Origin of the sequence: Nannocystis exedens, assembly GCF_002343915.1 — a bacterium.
Lineage (GTDB): Bacteria > Myxococcota_A > Polyangia > Nannocystales > Nannocystaceae > Nannocystis > Nannocystis exedens.
The window spans coordinates 6047089-6062629 of sequence record NZ_NETK01000001.1 but is presented as its reverse complement, the minus strand read 5'-3'; the positions used below and the strand labels follow the sequence as shown (position 1 = coordinate 6062629).

11 protein-coding genes are annotated in these 15541 nt (G+C 70.9%); 7 read left to right on the top strand and 4 right to left on the bottom strand.

What is annotated here, in order from left to right; translation table 11 throughout:
• The first annotated feature begins 26 nt into the window (after positions 1-26).
• A complete protein-coding gene (locus NAEX_RS23855) occupies positions 27-959 on the top strand; it encodes a hypothetical protein (protein ID WP_096329780.1) in 933 nt (310 codons plus the stop codon).
• A gap of 24 nt (positions 960-983) precedes the next feature.
• Here NAEX_RS23855 and NAEX_RS23850 read toward each other — a convergent pair whose 3' ends face one another.
• Positions 984-1751, bottom strand: a complete 768-nt coding sequence (locus NAEX_RS23850; RefSeq protein ID WP_096329779.1) for an MmcQ/YjbR family DNA-binding protein — start codon at positions 1749-1751, stop codon at positions 984-986.
• An 85-nt stretch (positions 1752-1836) separates the two neighbouring features.
• Here NAEX_RS23850 and NAEX_RS23845 point away from each other — a divergent pair, with 85 nt between their 5' ends.
• Complete coding sequence (locus NAEX_RS23845; RefSeq protein WP_211302462.1) at positions 1837-2475, top strand: DUF1295 domain-containing protein; 639 nt, start codon at positions 1837-1839, stop codon at positions 2473-2475.
• An 85-nt stretch (positions 2476-2560) separates the two neighbouring features.
• Here the strand turns inward: NAEX_RS23845 and NAEX_RS23840 are convergent, their stop codons facing one another.
• The 3 genes from NAEX_RS23840 to proB form a co-directional block, all read right to left on the bottom strand.
• A complete protein-coding gene (locus NAEX_RS23840) occupies positions 2561-4024 on the bottom strand; it encodes a cytochrome-c peroxidase (RefSeq protein WP_170135954.1) in 1464 nt (487 codons plus the stop codon).
• Positions 4025-5164: 1140 nt separating this feature from the next.
• The gene (locus tag NAEX_RS23835; protein WP_096329776.1) at positions 5165-6502 is read right to left on the bottom strand and encodes a glutamate-5-semialdehyde dehydrogenase; all 1338 of its coding nucleotides are present in this window, start codon (positions 6500-6502) and stop codon (positions 5165-5167) included.
• Positions 6503-6559: 57 nt separating this feature from the next.
• Positions 6560-7723, bottom strand: coding sequence for a glutamate 5-kinase (gene proB, locus NAEX_RS23830; RefSeq protein WP_096329775.1), 1164 nt, complete (start codon positions 7721-7723; stop codon positions 6560-6562).
• Positions 7724-7958: 235 nt separating this feature from the next.
• Between proB and NAEX_RS23825 the strand changes: the two genes are divergently transcribed.
• From NAEX_RS23825 to NAEX_RS23805, 5 genes are all read left to right on the top strand, one after another.
• Positions 7959-9659, top strand: a complete 1701-nt coding sequence (locus NAEX_RS23825) for an IgGFc-binding protein (RefSeq protein ID WP_096329774.1) — start codon at positions 7959-7961, stop codon at positions 9657-9659.
• Between the two features lie 510 nt (positions 9660-10169).
• Positions 10170-13361 carry a TonB-dependent receptor gene (locus NAEX_RS23820; protein WP_170135953.1) on the top strand — a complete coding sequence of 1064 codons (3192 nt, stop codon included), beginning with the start codon at positions 10170-10172 and terminating at the stop codon, positions 13359-13361.
• A 14-nt stretch (positions 13362-13375) separates the two neighbouring features.
• Positions 13376-14218: a hypothetical protein gene (locus NAEX_RS23815; protein ID WP_096329772.1), complete on the top strand. Its 843-nt coding sequence runs from the start codon at positions 13376-13378 to the stop codon at positions 14216-14218.
• A 495-nt stretch (positions 14219-14713) separates the two neighbouring features.
• Positions 14714-15103, top strand: coding sequence for a hypothetical protein (locus NAEX_RS23810; protein ID WP_096329771.1), 390 nt, complete (start codon positions 14714-14716; stop codon positions 15101-15103).
• A 68-nt stretch (positions 15104-15171) separates the two neighbouring features.
• Positions 15172-15540 (top strand): YciI family protein, encoded by a 369-nt coding sequence (locus NAEX_RS23805; protein ID WP_096329770.1) that lies wholly within the window; start codon positions 15172-15174, stop codon positions 15538-15540.
• The last annotated feature ends 1 nt before the right edge of the window (position 15541 follow it).

Here is a 15541-nt window from a genome sequence, read left to right as displayed (position 1 = left end):
AAAACATATCCATCAGGACATCTTGCATGCCGCTCCGCCCGCTCCCGCTCGCCCTCCTCGTCGCCTGCGCGCTGCGCCCGCCCGACGACTATCAGACCAGCGCCACCGGGACCACGAGCGCTCCGGCGACCGAGACGGCGGCCAGCGGGGCGACGACCACGGCCGGCGAACCGACCGCGAACAGCACCGCCGCCCCGCCGCTGCCGACCACGTCGGGGCCCGGACCGTCGACCGACGGGCTCGACGCCTCCGCGACCGGCGACACCGTCCGCCTCGATCAGGGCCCGCTCTGGTGCGACCCGTGGGCCGAGGACTGCCCCGCGGGCGAGAAGTGCATGCCCTACGCGGACGACGGCGGCGGCGCGTGGAACAGCCTCAAGTGCGCCCTCGTGGCGCCGGACCCCGACGGCGTCGGCGAGCCGTGCGAGGCGATCGGTTCGGCGGTCAGCGGCGAGGACACCTGCGACAAGCACTCGATGTGCTGGAACGTCGACCCCGACACGCTCGCCGGCACCTGCGTCTCGTTCTGCGACGGCTCCCCCGACGCGCCGACCTGCGCGCCGTTCAAGACCACCTGTCATGTCTGGAACTCGGGCGTCTTGAACCTGTGCCTGCCGATGTGCGACCCGATCTTGCAGGACTGCCCGAACGGCGACCTGTGCCTCCCCCACCCCAACGAGAGCGGGTTCATCTGCGTCCTCGACGGCGGCCGCGGCGTCGGCCAGGCGTTCGACCCGTGCGAGTACGCCAACGTCTGCGAAGCCGGCCTCTCCTGCGTGCCGCCGGAGCTGGCGAGCGAGTGCGACCCCGAGGCGCTCGGCTGCTGCCTGCCGTTCTGCGACCTGAACGCGGCGAACACCTGCCCCGGGCAGGATCAGGTGTGCCTCCCGTGGCCCGAGGAAGGCCCCGCCGAGCCGGGCTTCGAACACGTGGGCATCTGCGGCCTGCCGATGCCGTGACGGCGCGGCCTCGCCATCCCCGCCTCAGCCGCCGCGCTTCGCCGGCTTCTTCGCGCCCGCGGCCCTCGCCGGCTTCTTCGCGCCCGCGGCCTTCGCCGCCTTCTTCGCGCTCCCGGCCTTCGCCGCCTTCTTGTTCGTTTTGGCCTTCGCAGCCTTCTCCGCGCCCGCGGCCTTCGCCGCTTTCTTCTCCGCCCCGGCCTCCTCCGCGCCCGCGGCCTTCGCCGCTTTCTTCCCCGCCCCGGCCTCCTCCGCGCCCGCGGCCTTCGCTTTCTTCTCCGCCCCGGCCTCCGCCGCCTGCTTCGCGCCCGTCCTGGCCCCGGTCCCCGGCTTCGCGGGCCCCTTCGTCGCGCTCGCCGAACCTGCCCCTTCCGCCATGCCCTTTCGTCCAGGCCCTTTCGAACCTGTCCCACCAGACATGCCCTTCGGGCCACCCGGGCTCACCGCCGCCGACAGCTTCTTCGGCGCGACCGCGCGGTAGCTCTCCTCGAGCCACTCCGCGAGCAGCGCGCTCGGCAGCGGCGCGTCGACCGGAAAGCTGGCGGTCACCCAGCCGCTCTTGCCCAGCCCGTAGCCGGTCGGCGACGCGAACGGCAGCAGCAGCGCCGCGCCGTGCGACGACGGCAGCTTCATCGACAGCGTCAGCGTGCCGCCCTCGCCGCCCATGAACAAAAACGCCTTGCCGCGGACCTTCACCGCGGTGTGGCCCCACGGGAACTCCTCGACCGCCTCGGGATACGCGAGCGCGAGCGCCCGCACCTGCTCCGCCCCGGCCCCGATCGCTTGCTTCGTCATGTTCGCCTCGTGCGCGGTTTCACCCCCTGAGGTCTCACGCTCCGCGCACCCTGTCAAGCGCCCGCGATTCGCTACCATCCGCGCCGTGAGGCCCGCCATGCGCCCGAAGCACAAGTTCTACATCGACACCCACAAGGGCGCCAACGCCCTCGCCGTGCTGGCCCTCATCGCCTGGTACGACGCCTGGCACAACGAGACCGCGTGGATCTACCTCGCCCTCCACGGCACCTACGGGCTGCTGTGGATCTGGAAGAGCCGCCGCTTCCCCGACAAGCAATGGGAGCAGGAGGTCAGCTACGGCTACGGCCTTTTGACGTGGGTCTCGCTCACGCTCTATTGGGTCGGCCCGTGGATCATCGTCCGCGACGACCTCCACGCCGCGCCGTGGCTGCTCGCGCTGTGCGTGGCGATGTGGGGCGTCGGCGTGTTCCTCCACTTCGCTTCCGACATGCAGAAGCACGTGCACCTGAAGCTCGCGCCCGGCACCCTGCTGACCGACGGCCTGTGGGCGCGCTCGCGCAACCCCAATTACCTCGGCGAGCTGCTGATCTACGCCAGCTTCTGCCTGGTCTCGCGCCATTTTGCGCCGATGCTCGTGCTCGGCGCCATGTTCTTCGGCGTGTGGCTGCCCAACATGCTGAAGAAGGACGCCTCGCTGGCCCGCTACCCCGAGTTCGCCGCCTGGAAGGCGCGCACCAGCCTCGTCATCCCCGGCCTGCTGTGATCGCCGGGCCGGGCGACTGCCACCATTCGTGAATGGGAGCACCGGGCCGACGCGCCGCCGGCCCGGCTCGCGCCCCGGTCGTCGCCTACGGGTCGACGGGCAGCCCGCTCGGCACGCTGGCGGGGATCAGGTGCGAGAAGTCGGCCCCGTTGTCGTCGCTGAGCGCGTGGAGGAACTGGACCAGGTTGTCGAGCGCGAGCGGCCCGCCGATGTCCACGGTGTAGAGCAGCGGGTCGACGCCCTCGGCGATGATCGCCTGCCGGTTCTCGAGGAACTGCGAGTGCATCGCCACCTCGTCCACGCTCTCGGTGATGTCGTAGCCGAGCAGCGCCATCACCGGGAAGCGGTAGTGGCGGAGGAAGTCCTTGATGTCGTTGTAATGGCTCTGCCGGCCCCACGGCCCGGTCAGCATCACGTTGCGCAGCGGCGGCGTGCGCCAGGCGTACTTGTCGGCCGGGTCGCCGGACAGGCGCATGCGCCCGAAGTCGTCGAGCCCGCCCGGACCGTCGCCGCCCGGGACCGTGTCGCCCGGCCCGAATTGCGGCTGCAGCGTCTTGTGAAAGTCCTCGTCGGTGAACGCGTTGCCGGCGTGGCACGACGTGCAATTGCCGAGGTCGGGGTCGAGGAAGCGGCGCGCGCCCGCCAGCTGCTGCAGGGTCAGCGCATCGTCGTCCCCCGGGACGAGCCCGCCGGTGACGGGATCGAAGCGCCCGACGAACCGGTCCCACGGCGTATCGTTGGAGAAGAACGCGCGGAACTCGTAGGCCGCGATCGCGTTGCCGGCGTAGGCGAAGTGCATGTCCTCGAAGGCCACGCCCGGGTAGGCCGCCTCGAACATGTCGACGTACTCGGGGATCTCGCCGAGCCGCTCCATCATCTTGCCCCACGCGCACAACATCAGGCCGAACGGCGGGTCGTCCTGCGGGCATTCGGTGGTGAAGTCGTTGTCGCCGGGGAAGCCGAGCATCTCCTGGTCGGTCACCTCGGGCATCATCGCCTGCCCGGCCGCGGCCTTCATGTCGGGGTCGAACGCGTCGTCCTGCCACTCGAACGGGATGAACGGCGCGCCGAGCGGATACACGTAACCATCGCCGAGGAGCGGCACCTTGTGGTCGACCGCCAGGCCCTTCTGCAGCTTGTGCAGGTTCCACAGCGGCTGCGTCGTGCGCCCGCCGACCGCCGCGCCGACCCGCTCCGGCCCGATCCCCACCCCGTAGACCCCGCGATTCATCGTCAACCGATCGGTGGTGGCGAGCCGCGGGTGGTGGCACGTCGAACACGACACGTCGCGGTTACCGCTCAGGATCTTGTCGTAAAACAGCGCCTCGCCGAGCTCGAACAGCTCGTCCGACACCGGCGGCGGCGGCTCGAGCGGCTCGATGCCGCTCTCCTCGATCAGGTCGCGCACCTCCGCGACCAGCAGCTTCTTCAGCAGCGCGCTCGGCGTCAGCCCGCCGCGGGGCTCGTCGACGTCGTCGAGCGTCACGTCGGCCTCCGCGCCCACCGGCTCGTCCACGCCCTCCACGTCGCACGCGAAAGCCGTGACCATCGACACCCCCAGAACCGCCACAACACGATGCTTCAGCATGATGATCCCCCCGAGCAGGATCTCGTCGCGTCGCGCCGATCCCCGCCGGCCCGCGCGCCGAGTTTCCCTTGTCAGACAATGTGCCACCCACGCGCGAGAAGCCGCCCCCACGCGACCTCACGCGCCACGATTCACGATTCCTCGCCTGCCCCTCGCCGCGGCCGTCCACACCTCCCGCCGTGCCTCCACGCGCGACCCCCCGCGGCCGAAGAACGATTTTCTAGCATCCCACGAGGCCCCTCCCTCGTCAAGTCACGCTTCACGGTGATGCCATTATTTCCTCGCCTTATTCCTCGCGAAGCCCCTTCATGTCGCGCCATACGAAATCCTTCATGGAAATCTCCGGCGCGACGCTTTCACGGGGTGGCGCCCGTATCGCCTACATGGCCCCCGATGAGCCCTCGTGAGCGGCGGCCGCCCTGTTTGCCGCTTTTTACGGCTCGACGCCATGAACCGGGCTCCGTTTTTTCCCCGCTTATTGTGCAGGCGCGGCCCGTCTCCCTGGCGCGCCCTCATCCGCTTTCTGCCCTGTCCTCGGGCGCACGTCCTCGGGCACACCATTGCCCGCATTCGCGACGCGGCCGCTTCCGGTTCCGGGCCGCACCGACCTCTTTTTGGGCCTCGCGTGCCCCGAGGTCGGATTCACCGCTCGCGGCCTCGCCCGCACCCACATGAAGCGCGATCTGCAAATGATGGCATGACGTCCGACCTCGCACGAATTCGGGCCGCCATCACCGTCTCGCTACGACGCATTGGCGTCGTGACGCGGCGAACGGATCTCAGGAAAATTGCTCGCTTGTCTCGACTCACCGGCGTGAGCCGCCGCCCTCCTCGCGGCTGGCGTCTGGGCCAGCCGGGCCTCGGTTTGCCCGCGACCGCGACGTCCTGCGAGCACGCAACCTCTCTACGAGCCGCCGCTCGGCGCCGCTCCGTTCGCGGTTCGTGGGCACACAGCTTGTCTCTGCCCCGACGGCAGTGCCACCCCGTTCCCTGCGAATCATTGTTATCGGCGCAGCGCCGCGGGAAAACAATGTTCGAGTCGCATGACGAACCCGTCATTCGCCGGCTTGCGCGATTCGCGGTTCGGCGACCGCGAGGCGCTCAGGGCTCGAGGTCGCGATGCGTGAAGCGACGCTTGCCGGGGCCGTAATCGGACGCGACCTGTCCGTGGCCGCGCAGCAGCCAGCGGTAGGTCAGCAGGCCTTCGGCGCCGACCGGCCCGCGAGCATGCAGTTTACCGGTCGAGATCCCGACCTCCGCGCCGAGGCCGAAGCGATAGCCGTCGGCGAAGCGCGTGCTCGCATTCCAGAACACATCGGCCGCGTCGACCGCTGCGAGGAATCTCTCGGCCGCTGCCGGATCGGCGGCCACGATCGCCTCGGTGTGCTTCGATCCGTATCGGTCGATGTGGGCGAGCGCGTCCGCTTCGTCGTCGACGCGGCGGATCGCCAGCACCAGCGCGCCGTACTCGTGGCCCCAATCCTGCTCGCTCGCGGCCGCCAGCGCCGGGTGACGCGCCCGGGTCCGATCGCACCCGCGCAGCTCCACCCCGCGCTCGCGCAGCGCCGCCACGCAGGCGTCGAGCGCCGCCTCGGCCCCGCCCTCCCACAGCAGCGCCTCGACCGCGTTGCAGGCCGCCGGATAGCCGCACTTGGCGTCGACCGCGATCGTCGCCGCCATGTTCGGCTCGGCCGAGGCGTGCAAGAAGAGGTGGCACACGCCCTCGGCGTGGCCCATCACCGCGATCCGGGTGCTGCGCTGGACGTGGCGCACGAACTCGTGCCCGCCGCGGGCGATCACCAGGTCGAGCACGTCGTCGAGCGCCAGCATCGCCGTGATGTCCTCGCGCTGCTCGAGCAACGTGATCGCCGCCGGCGCCACGCCGTGGCGCTGCAGCGCGCGCTGCATCAAGGCGACCAGCGCCCGGTTGCTCTCGCGCGCCTCGCTGCCGCCCTTCAGCAGCGCCGCGTTGCCGCTCTTCAGGCACAAGCCGCCGATCTGCGGCGCCGCGTCGGGCCGGGCCTCGAACACCACCCCGACCAGCCCGAGCGGACACGGCACCTGCTCGAGCACCAGCCCGTCGTCGAGCTCGCGGCGCAGGCGAGGTCGGCCGAGCAGCTCCGGCCGCGCCGCCAGCTGCCCGAGCCCGTCGGCGACGCTGTCGAGCTTGGCGGCGTCGAGCCCGAGCCGCTTGAGCCGCGCCGGGTCGAGCTCGCCCGCGGCCGCGGCCGCCCGCGCGGCCGCCACGTCGCGCGCGTTGGCGGCCAGCAGCGGCTCGCGCTCGGCCGGGTCGGCGAGCGCGGCCGCCAGGTCGCGCAGCAGCGCCGAGCGGGCCGGCCCCGTCAGCGCCGCCAGCTGGCGCCCGGCCGCGCGGGCCGCCAGCGCCAGCGCGCGCACCCGCTCCTCCGCCTGTCCCACGTGACCTGTCGTTTGCGTCATGTCCTTTTCACCCTGTCCCCCGGAGCATGCCCCGATCGACCTGTCTTCAGGACCAGCTCAGACCTCGGACAGCGCCAGGTTGTCGCGGCCGACCACCGCGTCGTAGCCGCAGAAGCCGAGGATGCTGGCGATCTCGCTGCTGTGGCGGCCGACCAGCCGGCGGCACTCCTCGGACGAGTAGTTGGCGAGCCCGCGCCCGTGGATGCGCCCGCTGCCGTCGCGGATCTCCACCAGCTCGCCGCGGGCGAACTCGCCGTCGACGCGCGTGAGCCCGATCGGCAGCAGCGACGCCTTGCGCTCGTGCAGCGCCGCGATCGCGCCCTCGTTGACGATGAGCCCGCCGCGCGCCGGCCCGCCCGAGGCGATCTGGCGCCGGTGGGCCGAGCGGCGCTGGGCCGGCGGCACGTAGGTCCCGCGGTCCTCGCCGCCGAGCGCGGCCACCAGCGCGCCCGGCAGGTGGCCGCTGGTGATCAGCACGCCGATGCCGGCCTTGCTGGCGAGGCGGGCCGCCTCGAGCTTGCTCGTCATCCCGCCGGTGCCGCCGGCCGACGTCCCGGCGGTGCGCGCCAGCGCCTCCTCGCTCACGTCGGCGAGCTCGGCGATCCGCCGCGCCTCGGGGTCGGTGCGCGGGTTGGCGGTGTAGAGCCCGTCGACGTCGGTCAAGATGACCAAAAGGTCGGCGTCCATCGCCACCGCCACGCGGGCCGACAGCCCGTCGTTGTCGCCGAACTCGAGCGCCGGCCCGGCCGCGCCCAGGTTGCGCCGGTACTCGATCAGCTCGCGCACGCTGACGCTGTCGTTCTCGTTGAGGATCGGCACCACCCCGAGCTCGAGCAGGCGCATCAGCGTGGTCCGCACGCACAGCGCCCGGTCGCGGTCGGCCAGGTCCTCCTGGATCAGCAGCACCTGGGCCGCCTTGACCCCGAGCTGGCCGAACAGCTGGGTGTAGAGCGCCATCAGGTGGCCCTGCCCGACCGCCGCGCAGGCCTGGCGCAGCCCCAGCGAATCTGGCCGTTTGGGCAGGCCGAGCACCCGCTGGCCCATCCCGACCGCGCCGCTGCTGACCACGATCACCTCGCGGCCCTGGCGGTGCAGGTCGCACACCGCCTCGACCAGGCTCGACAGCCGCCCGAGCGCCAGCCCGGCCTCCGGGTGGGTCACGACCCCGGTCCCGAGCTTGATCACGATCCGCCGCGCCGCGGCCACGTCCCGCCGATTCATCGCACCGCCCTCTCGGGCCTCGCGCCTGCGCCGACAATGATCATAGCTCCGGCGCGGCCCCCGAGGCGCTCTCCCGTCATCGCCGGCGGACGGTACCACAGCGGCCGCGCCCCCGGCCACTCGCGGACGCGAGCGCGCGACGCAACTCACGGCTGCGCGCGCCCGGGCCGCGAGCGCCCGCGGCCCGCGAGGCGCGGCGCTGCTTGATCGCCGGCTCGCCCCGCGATATTGGCCCATGATGCCGATTTCTCCGCGCTTGTTCGTCCCGCTCGCCCTCGTGCTCGCGTGCAGCAGCGGCGGCGGCGGCAGCGGGACCGACACCGGGGCGCAGCCGACCAGCGTGACCGACGCCGCCACCGGCCCGGGCAGCGGCGCCGGCGAATCGACGACCGAGCCCGCGCCCACGACCTCGGCCGGCGGCAGCGACACCGGCGGCGACACCAGCACCGGCCCGGGCGCGCCCAAGCTCGACGTCGGCGTCGACACCGGCGACACCGGCCCGATCGGCAGCGCGTGCCAGCAGGCCGAGCAGACGCAGTCGAATCAGGGCTGCCTGTTCTGGGCGGTCGACCTGCCGAACGCCTGGCAGGTGCAGGCCTCGCCGGCGCCCGAGGATCAGACCTACGCGATCGTCGCCGCCAACACCGCCGACGCGCCGGTCGCCGTCGCGGTGTTCGCCGGCGCCGAGCAGGTCCCGCTCGAGTCGGCCACGATCCCGGCGAACGCGCTCCACGTGTTCGCGTTCGACAACGCGCTCGGCACGAAGAACCGCGAGAGCTCGACCGGCACCGCCTATCGGCTCGAGAGCGACCTGCCGGTCACGGTGTATCAATTCAACCCGCTCGACAATTCGACCGAGGTGTTCTCCAACGACGCCTCGCTGCTGTTCCCGGCCCACGTGCTCGACCGCGACTACACCGCGGTCACCGGCGACGGCACCCGGCTCGGCTTCCCGATGGACTTCAACGCCGGCGCGTTCGTCACCATCGTCGCCGACCAGGACGACACCACCGTCGACATCTACCCGACCCCGGGCGTGCCGATCTACCCGAGCGCGACGAAGGTCAACCTGATGCGCGGGCAGACCTACACCTTGATGTCGAACGCGGTCATGTCGCTGTTCCAGAACGAGGCCGGCCAGGGCAACCTGTCCGGCACGCGGGTCGCCGCCGACAAGCCGGTCGCGGTGTTCTCCGGCAACGTCGCCTCGTTCGAGCCGACGCCGCAGAGCGGCTGCTGCGCCGATCACCTCGAGCACCAGATGTTGCCGCTGTCGGCCTGGGGTGACGCGTACGCAGTGATCTCCGCCCCACCGAACAGCGGCGGCGGCGACGACCCGGTGCGGGTGCGGCTCACCGGCTCCTTCGACGGCACGAGCCTCACCTATTCGCCGGCCGCGCCGCCCGGGGCCCCGACCACGCTCGACGCCTACGAGACCGTCGCCTTCACCGCCGACGCCTCCTTCATCGTCGCGGGCGACCGGCCGTTCGCCGTCACCGAGTTCCTGCTGTCGAACGAGGTCGTCACCGTCGACCCCACGCCCGAGGACGACGCCGACAACGTCGGCTTCGTCGGCGACCCGGCGATGATCCTCGTCCCGCCGCTGGCGCAGTTCCAGGGCGAGTACGTGTTCCTGACGCCGGCCGAGTACGACACCCATTACGTCACCGTCATCCGCCCCGCCGGCGCCGAGGTCGCGCTGGACGGCGCCGACGTCACGGTGGACGGCGGCTGGCAGCCGCTCGGCAGCCACGACGGCGTCGCCTGGGAGCGGGCCCACTTCGCGCTGGAGTTCGGGCCGCACCGGGTCCGCGCCGGCGGGGACGCCCGCGTCGGCATCATCGTCGTCGGCTACGACGTCGCCGTCAGCTACGGCTACGCCGGCGGCAGCGGCGTCGAGTTCATCGGCACCGTCCCGCTCCCCCCGCCGCGATAGTGACAGCGAGCGAGCGGACGGCGGAGCTCGCTGGCTCGCGGATTGCCGGCAATGGCGGCGGGCACGCGAGGCCTCAAGGGGCTGCGGCTCGGCGTTCCCTGCACATACAATCCCTGCACAGAGATTTCCCTGCGCATGCAATCAGCCTGCACATTGAGCAGTGCCCTCGAACTCGTGACAGGCGTCATTACCCACTGAAATTTTTGTTAGCCACTTCACAATTCAACAACGTAAACCCAGCACCATCCCGCCGATTCTTCGACCCACAGACGCTCGCCTGGGGTTTCACAGTTTGTGTTGACATGCAGCGGATGGGCAGGCTATGTGCGTGCGTAACCACCGACTTGGGTGTACGTACAAGCGTAGCCTTTCGATAACGCTGTCAACCGCAGTCACGGGCCCCCATGGGGTCTGAATACGGTGACGTCTGAATTTCGCGGCCGAATCGCGGCTAACCCCGGGCAAGAGGGCAAGATGCGCAGGAGTGCTTGGATCACCATTCTAGGTGCCGTGGCTGCACAGGCGGCGGTCGTTTCGACGGCCCAGGCCGGACCGAGCGACGCGGTATTGGTCGGCGTCGTCCGCGACGCGAGCACTGGCGAGGGCGTCGAGGGGGCGGTCGTCATCGTCACCGGCGAGAAGATCCAGGGCGAGCGCACGATGACGACCAACGTCAGCGGCCTCTACCGTATTCCCAACTTGCCGCCCGGCACCTACGACGTGACCGTGTTCGCCAAGGACTACGGCGCCGGCAACAAGCGCACGGGCCTGCAGCTGCGCGCCGGCGTCACGATCCGCGTCGACGTCTCCTTGGTCCGTTCGGGCGCGCGCGAGGTCATCGAGGTCGCCGTGCCGGCGCCGACGGTCGACGTCGGCAGCAGCGCGACCGGCCTGTCGGTCGACCGCGAGATGGCGCAGCGGGTCCCGATCGCCATCCCGACCGGCAAGGGCGCCGCCAATCGTTCGTTCGAGGCCATCGCCGAGGCGACCCCGGGCGCCCGCAACGACACCTACGGTACGAGCATCGCCGGCACCACCTCGCCGGAGAACAAGTACTACGTCGACGGCCTGTCGGTGAACGACCCCGGCTTCGGCCTCAACGGCACCGGGCTCTCGGTCGAGTTCCTCGAGGAGGTGCGCATCGAGGCCGGCGGTTACATGCCGGAGCACGGGCGTTCGACCGGCGGTGTCATCAACGCGGTCACCAAGAGCGGCTCCAATCAGTTCCATGGCAACGTTTGGGCCTACTACACGCCCGGCCAGCTCGAGGGTCGGCGCGAGATCGCTCGCCGCGAGGGCGACGCGATCGTCACCGAGCGCAACCTCAATTGGATCGGCGACGCCGGCTTCGACCTCGGCGGGCGCATCATCAAGGACAAGCTGTGGTTCTACGGCGGCGTCAGCATCGCCCGCACCGTCTACGACCTGACCAGCTCGTGGAACCGGGTGGTCGTCGACCCTGACGGCAACGCGCTGATCGACCCCGAGACCAAGTTCACCGTCACCGAGCGCATCGCCGGCACCACCCAGCGCTTCAAGGCCCAGGGCACCACGGTGCAGGCGCTGGGCAAGCTGACCTATTCGCCGAACAAGCGCAACACGCTCGAGCTGCTGGCGATCTACGCCCCGAGCCTGTCGGGCGGCAACGGCACCTTCGGCATGAACGCCCAGACCGGCCAGCCGGAGGTCCTGAACCTCATCGGCGACTACGGCGCGCTGGCCCGCAAGTACCGCGACAACGCCACCGACCTGCAGTTCAAGTGGAACTGGCGCGACGACGAGGGCAAGTGGAACTTCGACACCATCCTCGGCTGGCACCATCAGCTCAACCAGCGCAACGCCGTCGACGGCAGCCGCGTCGGCGACACCACCGGCCTGGCCGGCACGCCGAGCGTCATCTATCGCCAGAGCAATAACTTCTACGACGCCGACGGCATGCTGCTGCAGCCGGGCATGCCGGGCTACCGCGAGGTCCACTCGCTGACCGACCTCACGCCGATGCCGGCGGGCGCACCGGCGGGCGCGTGCGACCCGATGATGTACACGTTCACGGACCCGACGACGATGGACGCGCAGACGCGCTCCGTCATCTGTCCGATCCGCCAGTGGACCGCGGGCGGCCCCGGCCTCCTCTACGACCGCCGGCTCGACCGCCTGCAGGCGCGCGAGATCGTCACCCGTCTGGCCCGCGGCGCCGGCCACCACGTCATCAAGTTCGGCGTCGACTTCGAGTACACGCAGTACAACAGCAACCGCGGCTACAGCGGCAACCAGATCTACCGCGAGGCGACGAGCGGCACGAACTTCGCCGACTTCCGCATGTACTCGTTCCTCAACGGGCCGGATGAGGCCAACGTCATCCGCAACCTGAACTGGAACGTCATGTCGACCACGATCGGCGGCTTCATTCAGGACAGCTGGTCGATCATGGACAAGGTCACGCTGAACGCGGGCCTGCGCTACGACGCCCAGCACCTGTTCAGCGGCGACCGCACCCTGGCGATGGCGCTGCCGAACCAGTTCTCGCCGCGCGTCGGCCTGATCTGGGACCCGACCTACAGCGGCAAGGCCAAGCTGTTCGTCAACTACGCCCGCTTCTACCAGAGCGTCCCGCTCAACCTGGCCGACCGCGCCGGCACCGGCGAGCCCGGCCTGCAGTCGTTCCACAACGCGATCGGTCCCGGGGCGTGCAGCGACCCGCTGGCCCCCGGCGCCAACGAGCCCGGCGGCGCGTGCACCATCGACGCCAATCGCCTCCTGATCGGCGGCCCGGCCGATCCCGACCAGCGGTGGGCCCTGGCCAGCGCCGGCAAGACCCCGATCGATCCGCGGCTCAAGCCGCAGTCGAGCGACGAGATCGTCGCCGGCGGCGAGTACGAGATCATCACCGACACGCGCCTCGGCCTGCAGTACACCCACCGGTGGATCCACCGCGCGATCGAGGACATGAGCCGCGACGAGGCGGCCACCTACTTCATCGGCAACCCCGGCTACGGCATCGCCAAGGACTTCCCCAAGGCCAAGCGCATCTACGACGCCGCGACCCTGTTCATCGAGAAGCGGTTCGCCAAGCACTGGATGATCACCGGCAGCTACACGCTGTCGTGGCTGCGCGGCAACCTCGCCGGCCTGTTCCGCCCGGAGACCGGTCAGCTCGACCCGAACACCACCTCGGACTTCGACCTGATCTCGCTGCTCGAGAACCGCTACGGCTACTTGCCGGGCGACACCCGCCACTCGTTCAAGATCTTCGCGGCCGGCGAGATCGTGCTCGGCAACGGCCAGTTCCTGCGGCTCGGCGGCGCGTTCCGGGCCCGTTCGGGCGGTCCCACCAATTTCCTGGCCTCGCACGTCCTCTACGGCTTCGACGAGTCGTTCATCCTCCCGCGCGGCAGCGGCGAGCGGCTGCCGTGGAACTTCTCGATCGACCCGACCATCGGCTACACCAAGGTCCTGCGCAAGGACCTGCGCCTCACCGTCTCGATGGACGTGTTCAACGTCGCCAACTTCCAGCAGGTCCTGGCGATCGACGAGCGCTACACGTTCGACGAGGTCAACCCGATCAAGGGCGGCACGGCCGAGGACCTGGCGAACGCCACCACCACCGGCGGCGCCCCGATCACGGTCAACCCGAACTTCGGCAACCCGACCCTCTACCAGCAGCCGCGGCAGTTCCGCTTCGGCATCCGCCTGTCCTTCTGATGATGAGGTCTTCGATGCAGCCCAGCAAGCGCCCGCCCATCCGCGCCCTCGTCACCGGCGCGCTCCTCCTCGTCGTCGGCAGCAGCTGCAAGCAGCCGACGATGAACTGCACCACCGCGCACCTCTATTACGCGGCCAAGTACGAGCTGACCGCGGGCGACCCGAATTCGCCGTGCGCCCAGAAGGGCGACATCCTCGGCATGCAGACCTACTTCGCGACCGGCGGCATCAACGGCACCGCGAAGTTCAGCGACCCGTCGGCGGCGATCCGGCCGCAGTACGCCGGGTTGCTGGTCGCCGAGGCCCTGGAGTACCCCGTCGACGTGCCCGGCTTCACCGGCGAGAAGGGCGTCGAGCACTGGCCCAACGCGCTCGGCGACTTCGAGAGCGGCTTCCCGGACGACGAGGACCTGTGCCACGTCCCCGAGCTCGGGCCGGCGACGTTCACCCGCCCCGAGCTGCCGGCGATCCCCGACGACCCGATGACCCCCGACGTCGACGAGAGCGTCGCCGCCACCCCGCCGACCACCGTCTCCTACGAGTGGACCGACGCCCGCTGGCTCAACACCCCCGACGCCCAGGGCACGCAATTCGAGGCCGACCTCAAGTTCACCCAGGACGGCTGCACCGCCGAATTCCACGTGGTCGCCGTCTCGCCCGCCGTCCACTGCGTCACCGACGAGGACTGCACCGCCACCGGCAACGGCATCAACCCGGACTTCGCGGTCGAGTGCGACAACAGCATCAACGACCCGCTGAACCCGGACGTCGCCGACGACCCGATGACCCCCGAGGTCGACGAGACCGCCGACTACGGCCTGTGCATCCTCGCCAAGCCGATCCCCTCCTACGAATAGCGAACGCGGAGCGACCACCATGCGACGTCCGTCGAACCACAGCACGCTGCGCAGCCTCCAGATCGCCGCCACCGCGACCGCCCTCCTGTTCGCCCAGGCGCCCGCGTTCGCCCAGGCCCCTCCCGCCCCGGCTCCCACCAGCCCGGCTCCTCCTTCGCCCCCGGCCGCCGCGCCGGCGCCCTCCCCCGGCCCCGCCCCGTCGTCCCCGGGCCCTGCCCCGTCCTCGCCGGGCCCCGCCCCGTCGTCCCCGGGCCCTGCGCCGGCCCCGGTGACGAGCCCGGCCCCGGTCCCGCCCCGGCGCCGGCCCCCAGCCCCGACCCGGGCGCCTGGAACCCGACCGGCGAGCCGCCGCCCGTCGAGGCCGCCCCGCCGCCCCGAGCCCGCCCCGCCCGCCGAGCCGGCCCGCCGCCGGAGCCCGAGACGGCCGCCCCGCCGCCCGCCGGCCCAACGCCCCCGCCGGCCCTGGCCCCGGCCGACACCGCGCAGGCCAAGAAGATGCGCAACGCCGGCGTCGGCACGATGATCGCCGGCGGCGTCGTCACGCTGGCCGGCTTCGCCGTGACCCTCGGCTTCACGCTGCGCGGCAACAAGCTCGAGAAGGACCTGGTCGGGGCCGAGGACGCCTATCAGCTCGGCGATTGCAGCCGCGTCGACTCCGGCGAATGCGACACGCTGACGGCCGATCGCGACGAGATCCGCCAGGGCATCCTCGCCGCCGATCGCATGACCGCGGTGGGCGGGGGGATCCTCGCCGGCGGCATTCTCGTCACCGCGGTCGGCGGGATCATCTATCGCGTCGGCGTCCGGCGGCTGACCAACACTAACGTCTCGCGCCTGCGGGTCAGCCCGACCTTCGGTGGTCTGTCGATCTCCGGCCGCTTCTGAGCCGGTCGAGCGTCGGCACACGCGCGAGCGCACGCGCGCCCGCGCGCCGGAGCGGGCATACTCGCGCCGTGCTGTACGCCATCCTTTGCTACAACGACGAGAAGGTCGTCACCTCGTGGACCCAGGCCGAGGACGACGCAGTCATGGCTCGACTCGCGGTGGTGCATGACCGGCTCACCGCCGAGGGCAAGCTCGGACCGGCGGTCCGCCTGCGGCCGACCACCGCGGCGAAGACCCTGCGAAAGACCCAACCCCCGGTCGTCCTCGACGGCCCGTTCGCCGAGACCAAGGAGCAGCTGCTCGGCTTCTACGTCGTCAATAGCGAGACGCACGACGAGGCGCTCGCCATCTCGCGCGAGCTCGCGGTGGCCAACCCGGGCGGCTCGTACGAGGTCAGGCCGGTCTCGCTGTTCTTGCCGGGCCACGAAGTGAGCTGAA

What these genes read in the sequence shown, in the direction of transcription:
- NAEX_RS23855 (WP_096329780.1), top strand. Translation starts at nt 27, where the DNA reads ATGCCGCTCCGCCCGCTCCCGCTCGCCCTCCTCGTCGCCTGCGCGCTG.
- NAEX_RS23850 (WP_096329779.1), bottom strand. Translation starts at nt 1,751, where the DNA reads ATGACGAAGCAAGCGATCGGGGCCGGGGCGGAGCAGGTGCGGGCGCTC.
- NAEX_RS23840 (WP_170135954.1), bottom strand. Translation starts at nt 4,024, where the DNA reads ATGGTCACGGCTTTCGCGTGCGACGTGGAGGGCGTGGACGAGCCGGTG.
- NAEX_RS23835 (WP_096329776.1), bottom strand. Translation starts at nt 6,502, where the DNA reads ATGACGCAAACGACAGGTCACGTGGGACAGGCGGAGGAGCGGGTGCGC.
- proB (WP_096329775.1), bottom strand. Translation starts at nt 7,723, where the DNA reads ATGAATCGGCGGGACGTGGCCGCGGCGCGGCGGATCGTGATCAAGCTC.
- NAEX_RS23825 (WP_096329774.1), top strand. Translation starts at nt 7,959, where the DNA reads ATGATGCCGATTTCTCCGCGCTTGTTCGTCCCGCTCGCCCTCGTGCTC.
- NAEX_RS23815 (WP_096329772.1), top strand. Translation starts at nt 13,376, where the DNA reads ATGCAGCCCAGCAAGCGCCCGCCCATCCGCGCCCTCGTCACCGGCGCG.
- NAEX_RS23810 (WP_096329771.1), top strand. Translation starts at nt 14,714, where the DNA reads ATGCGCAACGCCGGCGTCGGCACGATGATCGCCGGCGGCGTCGTCACG.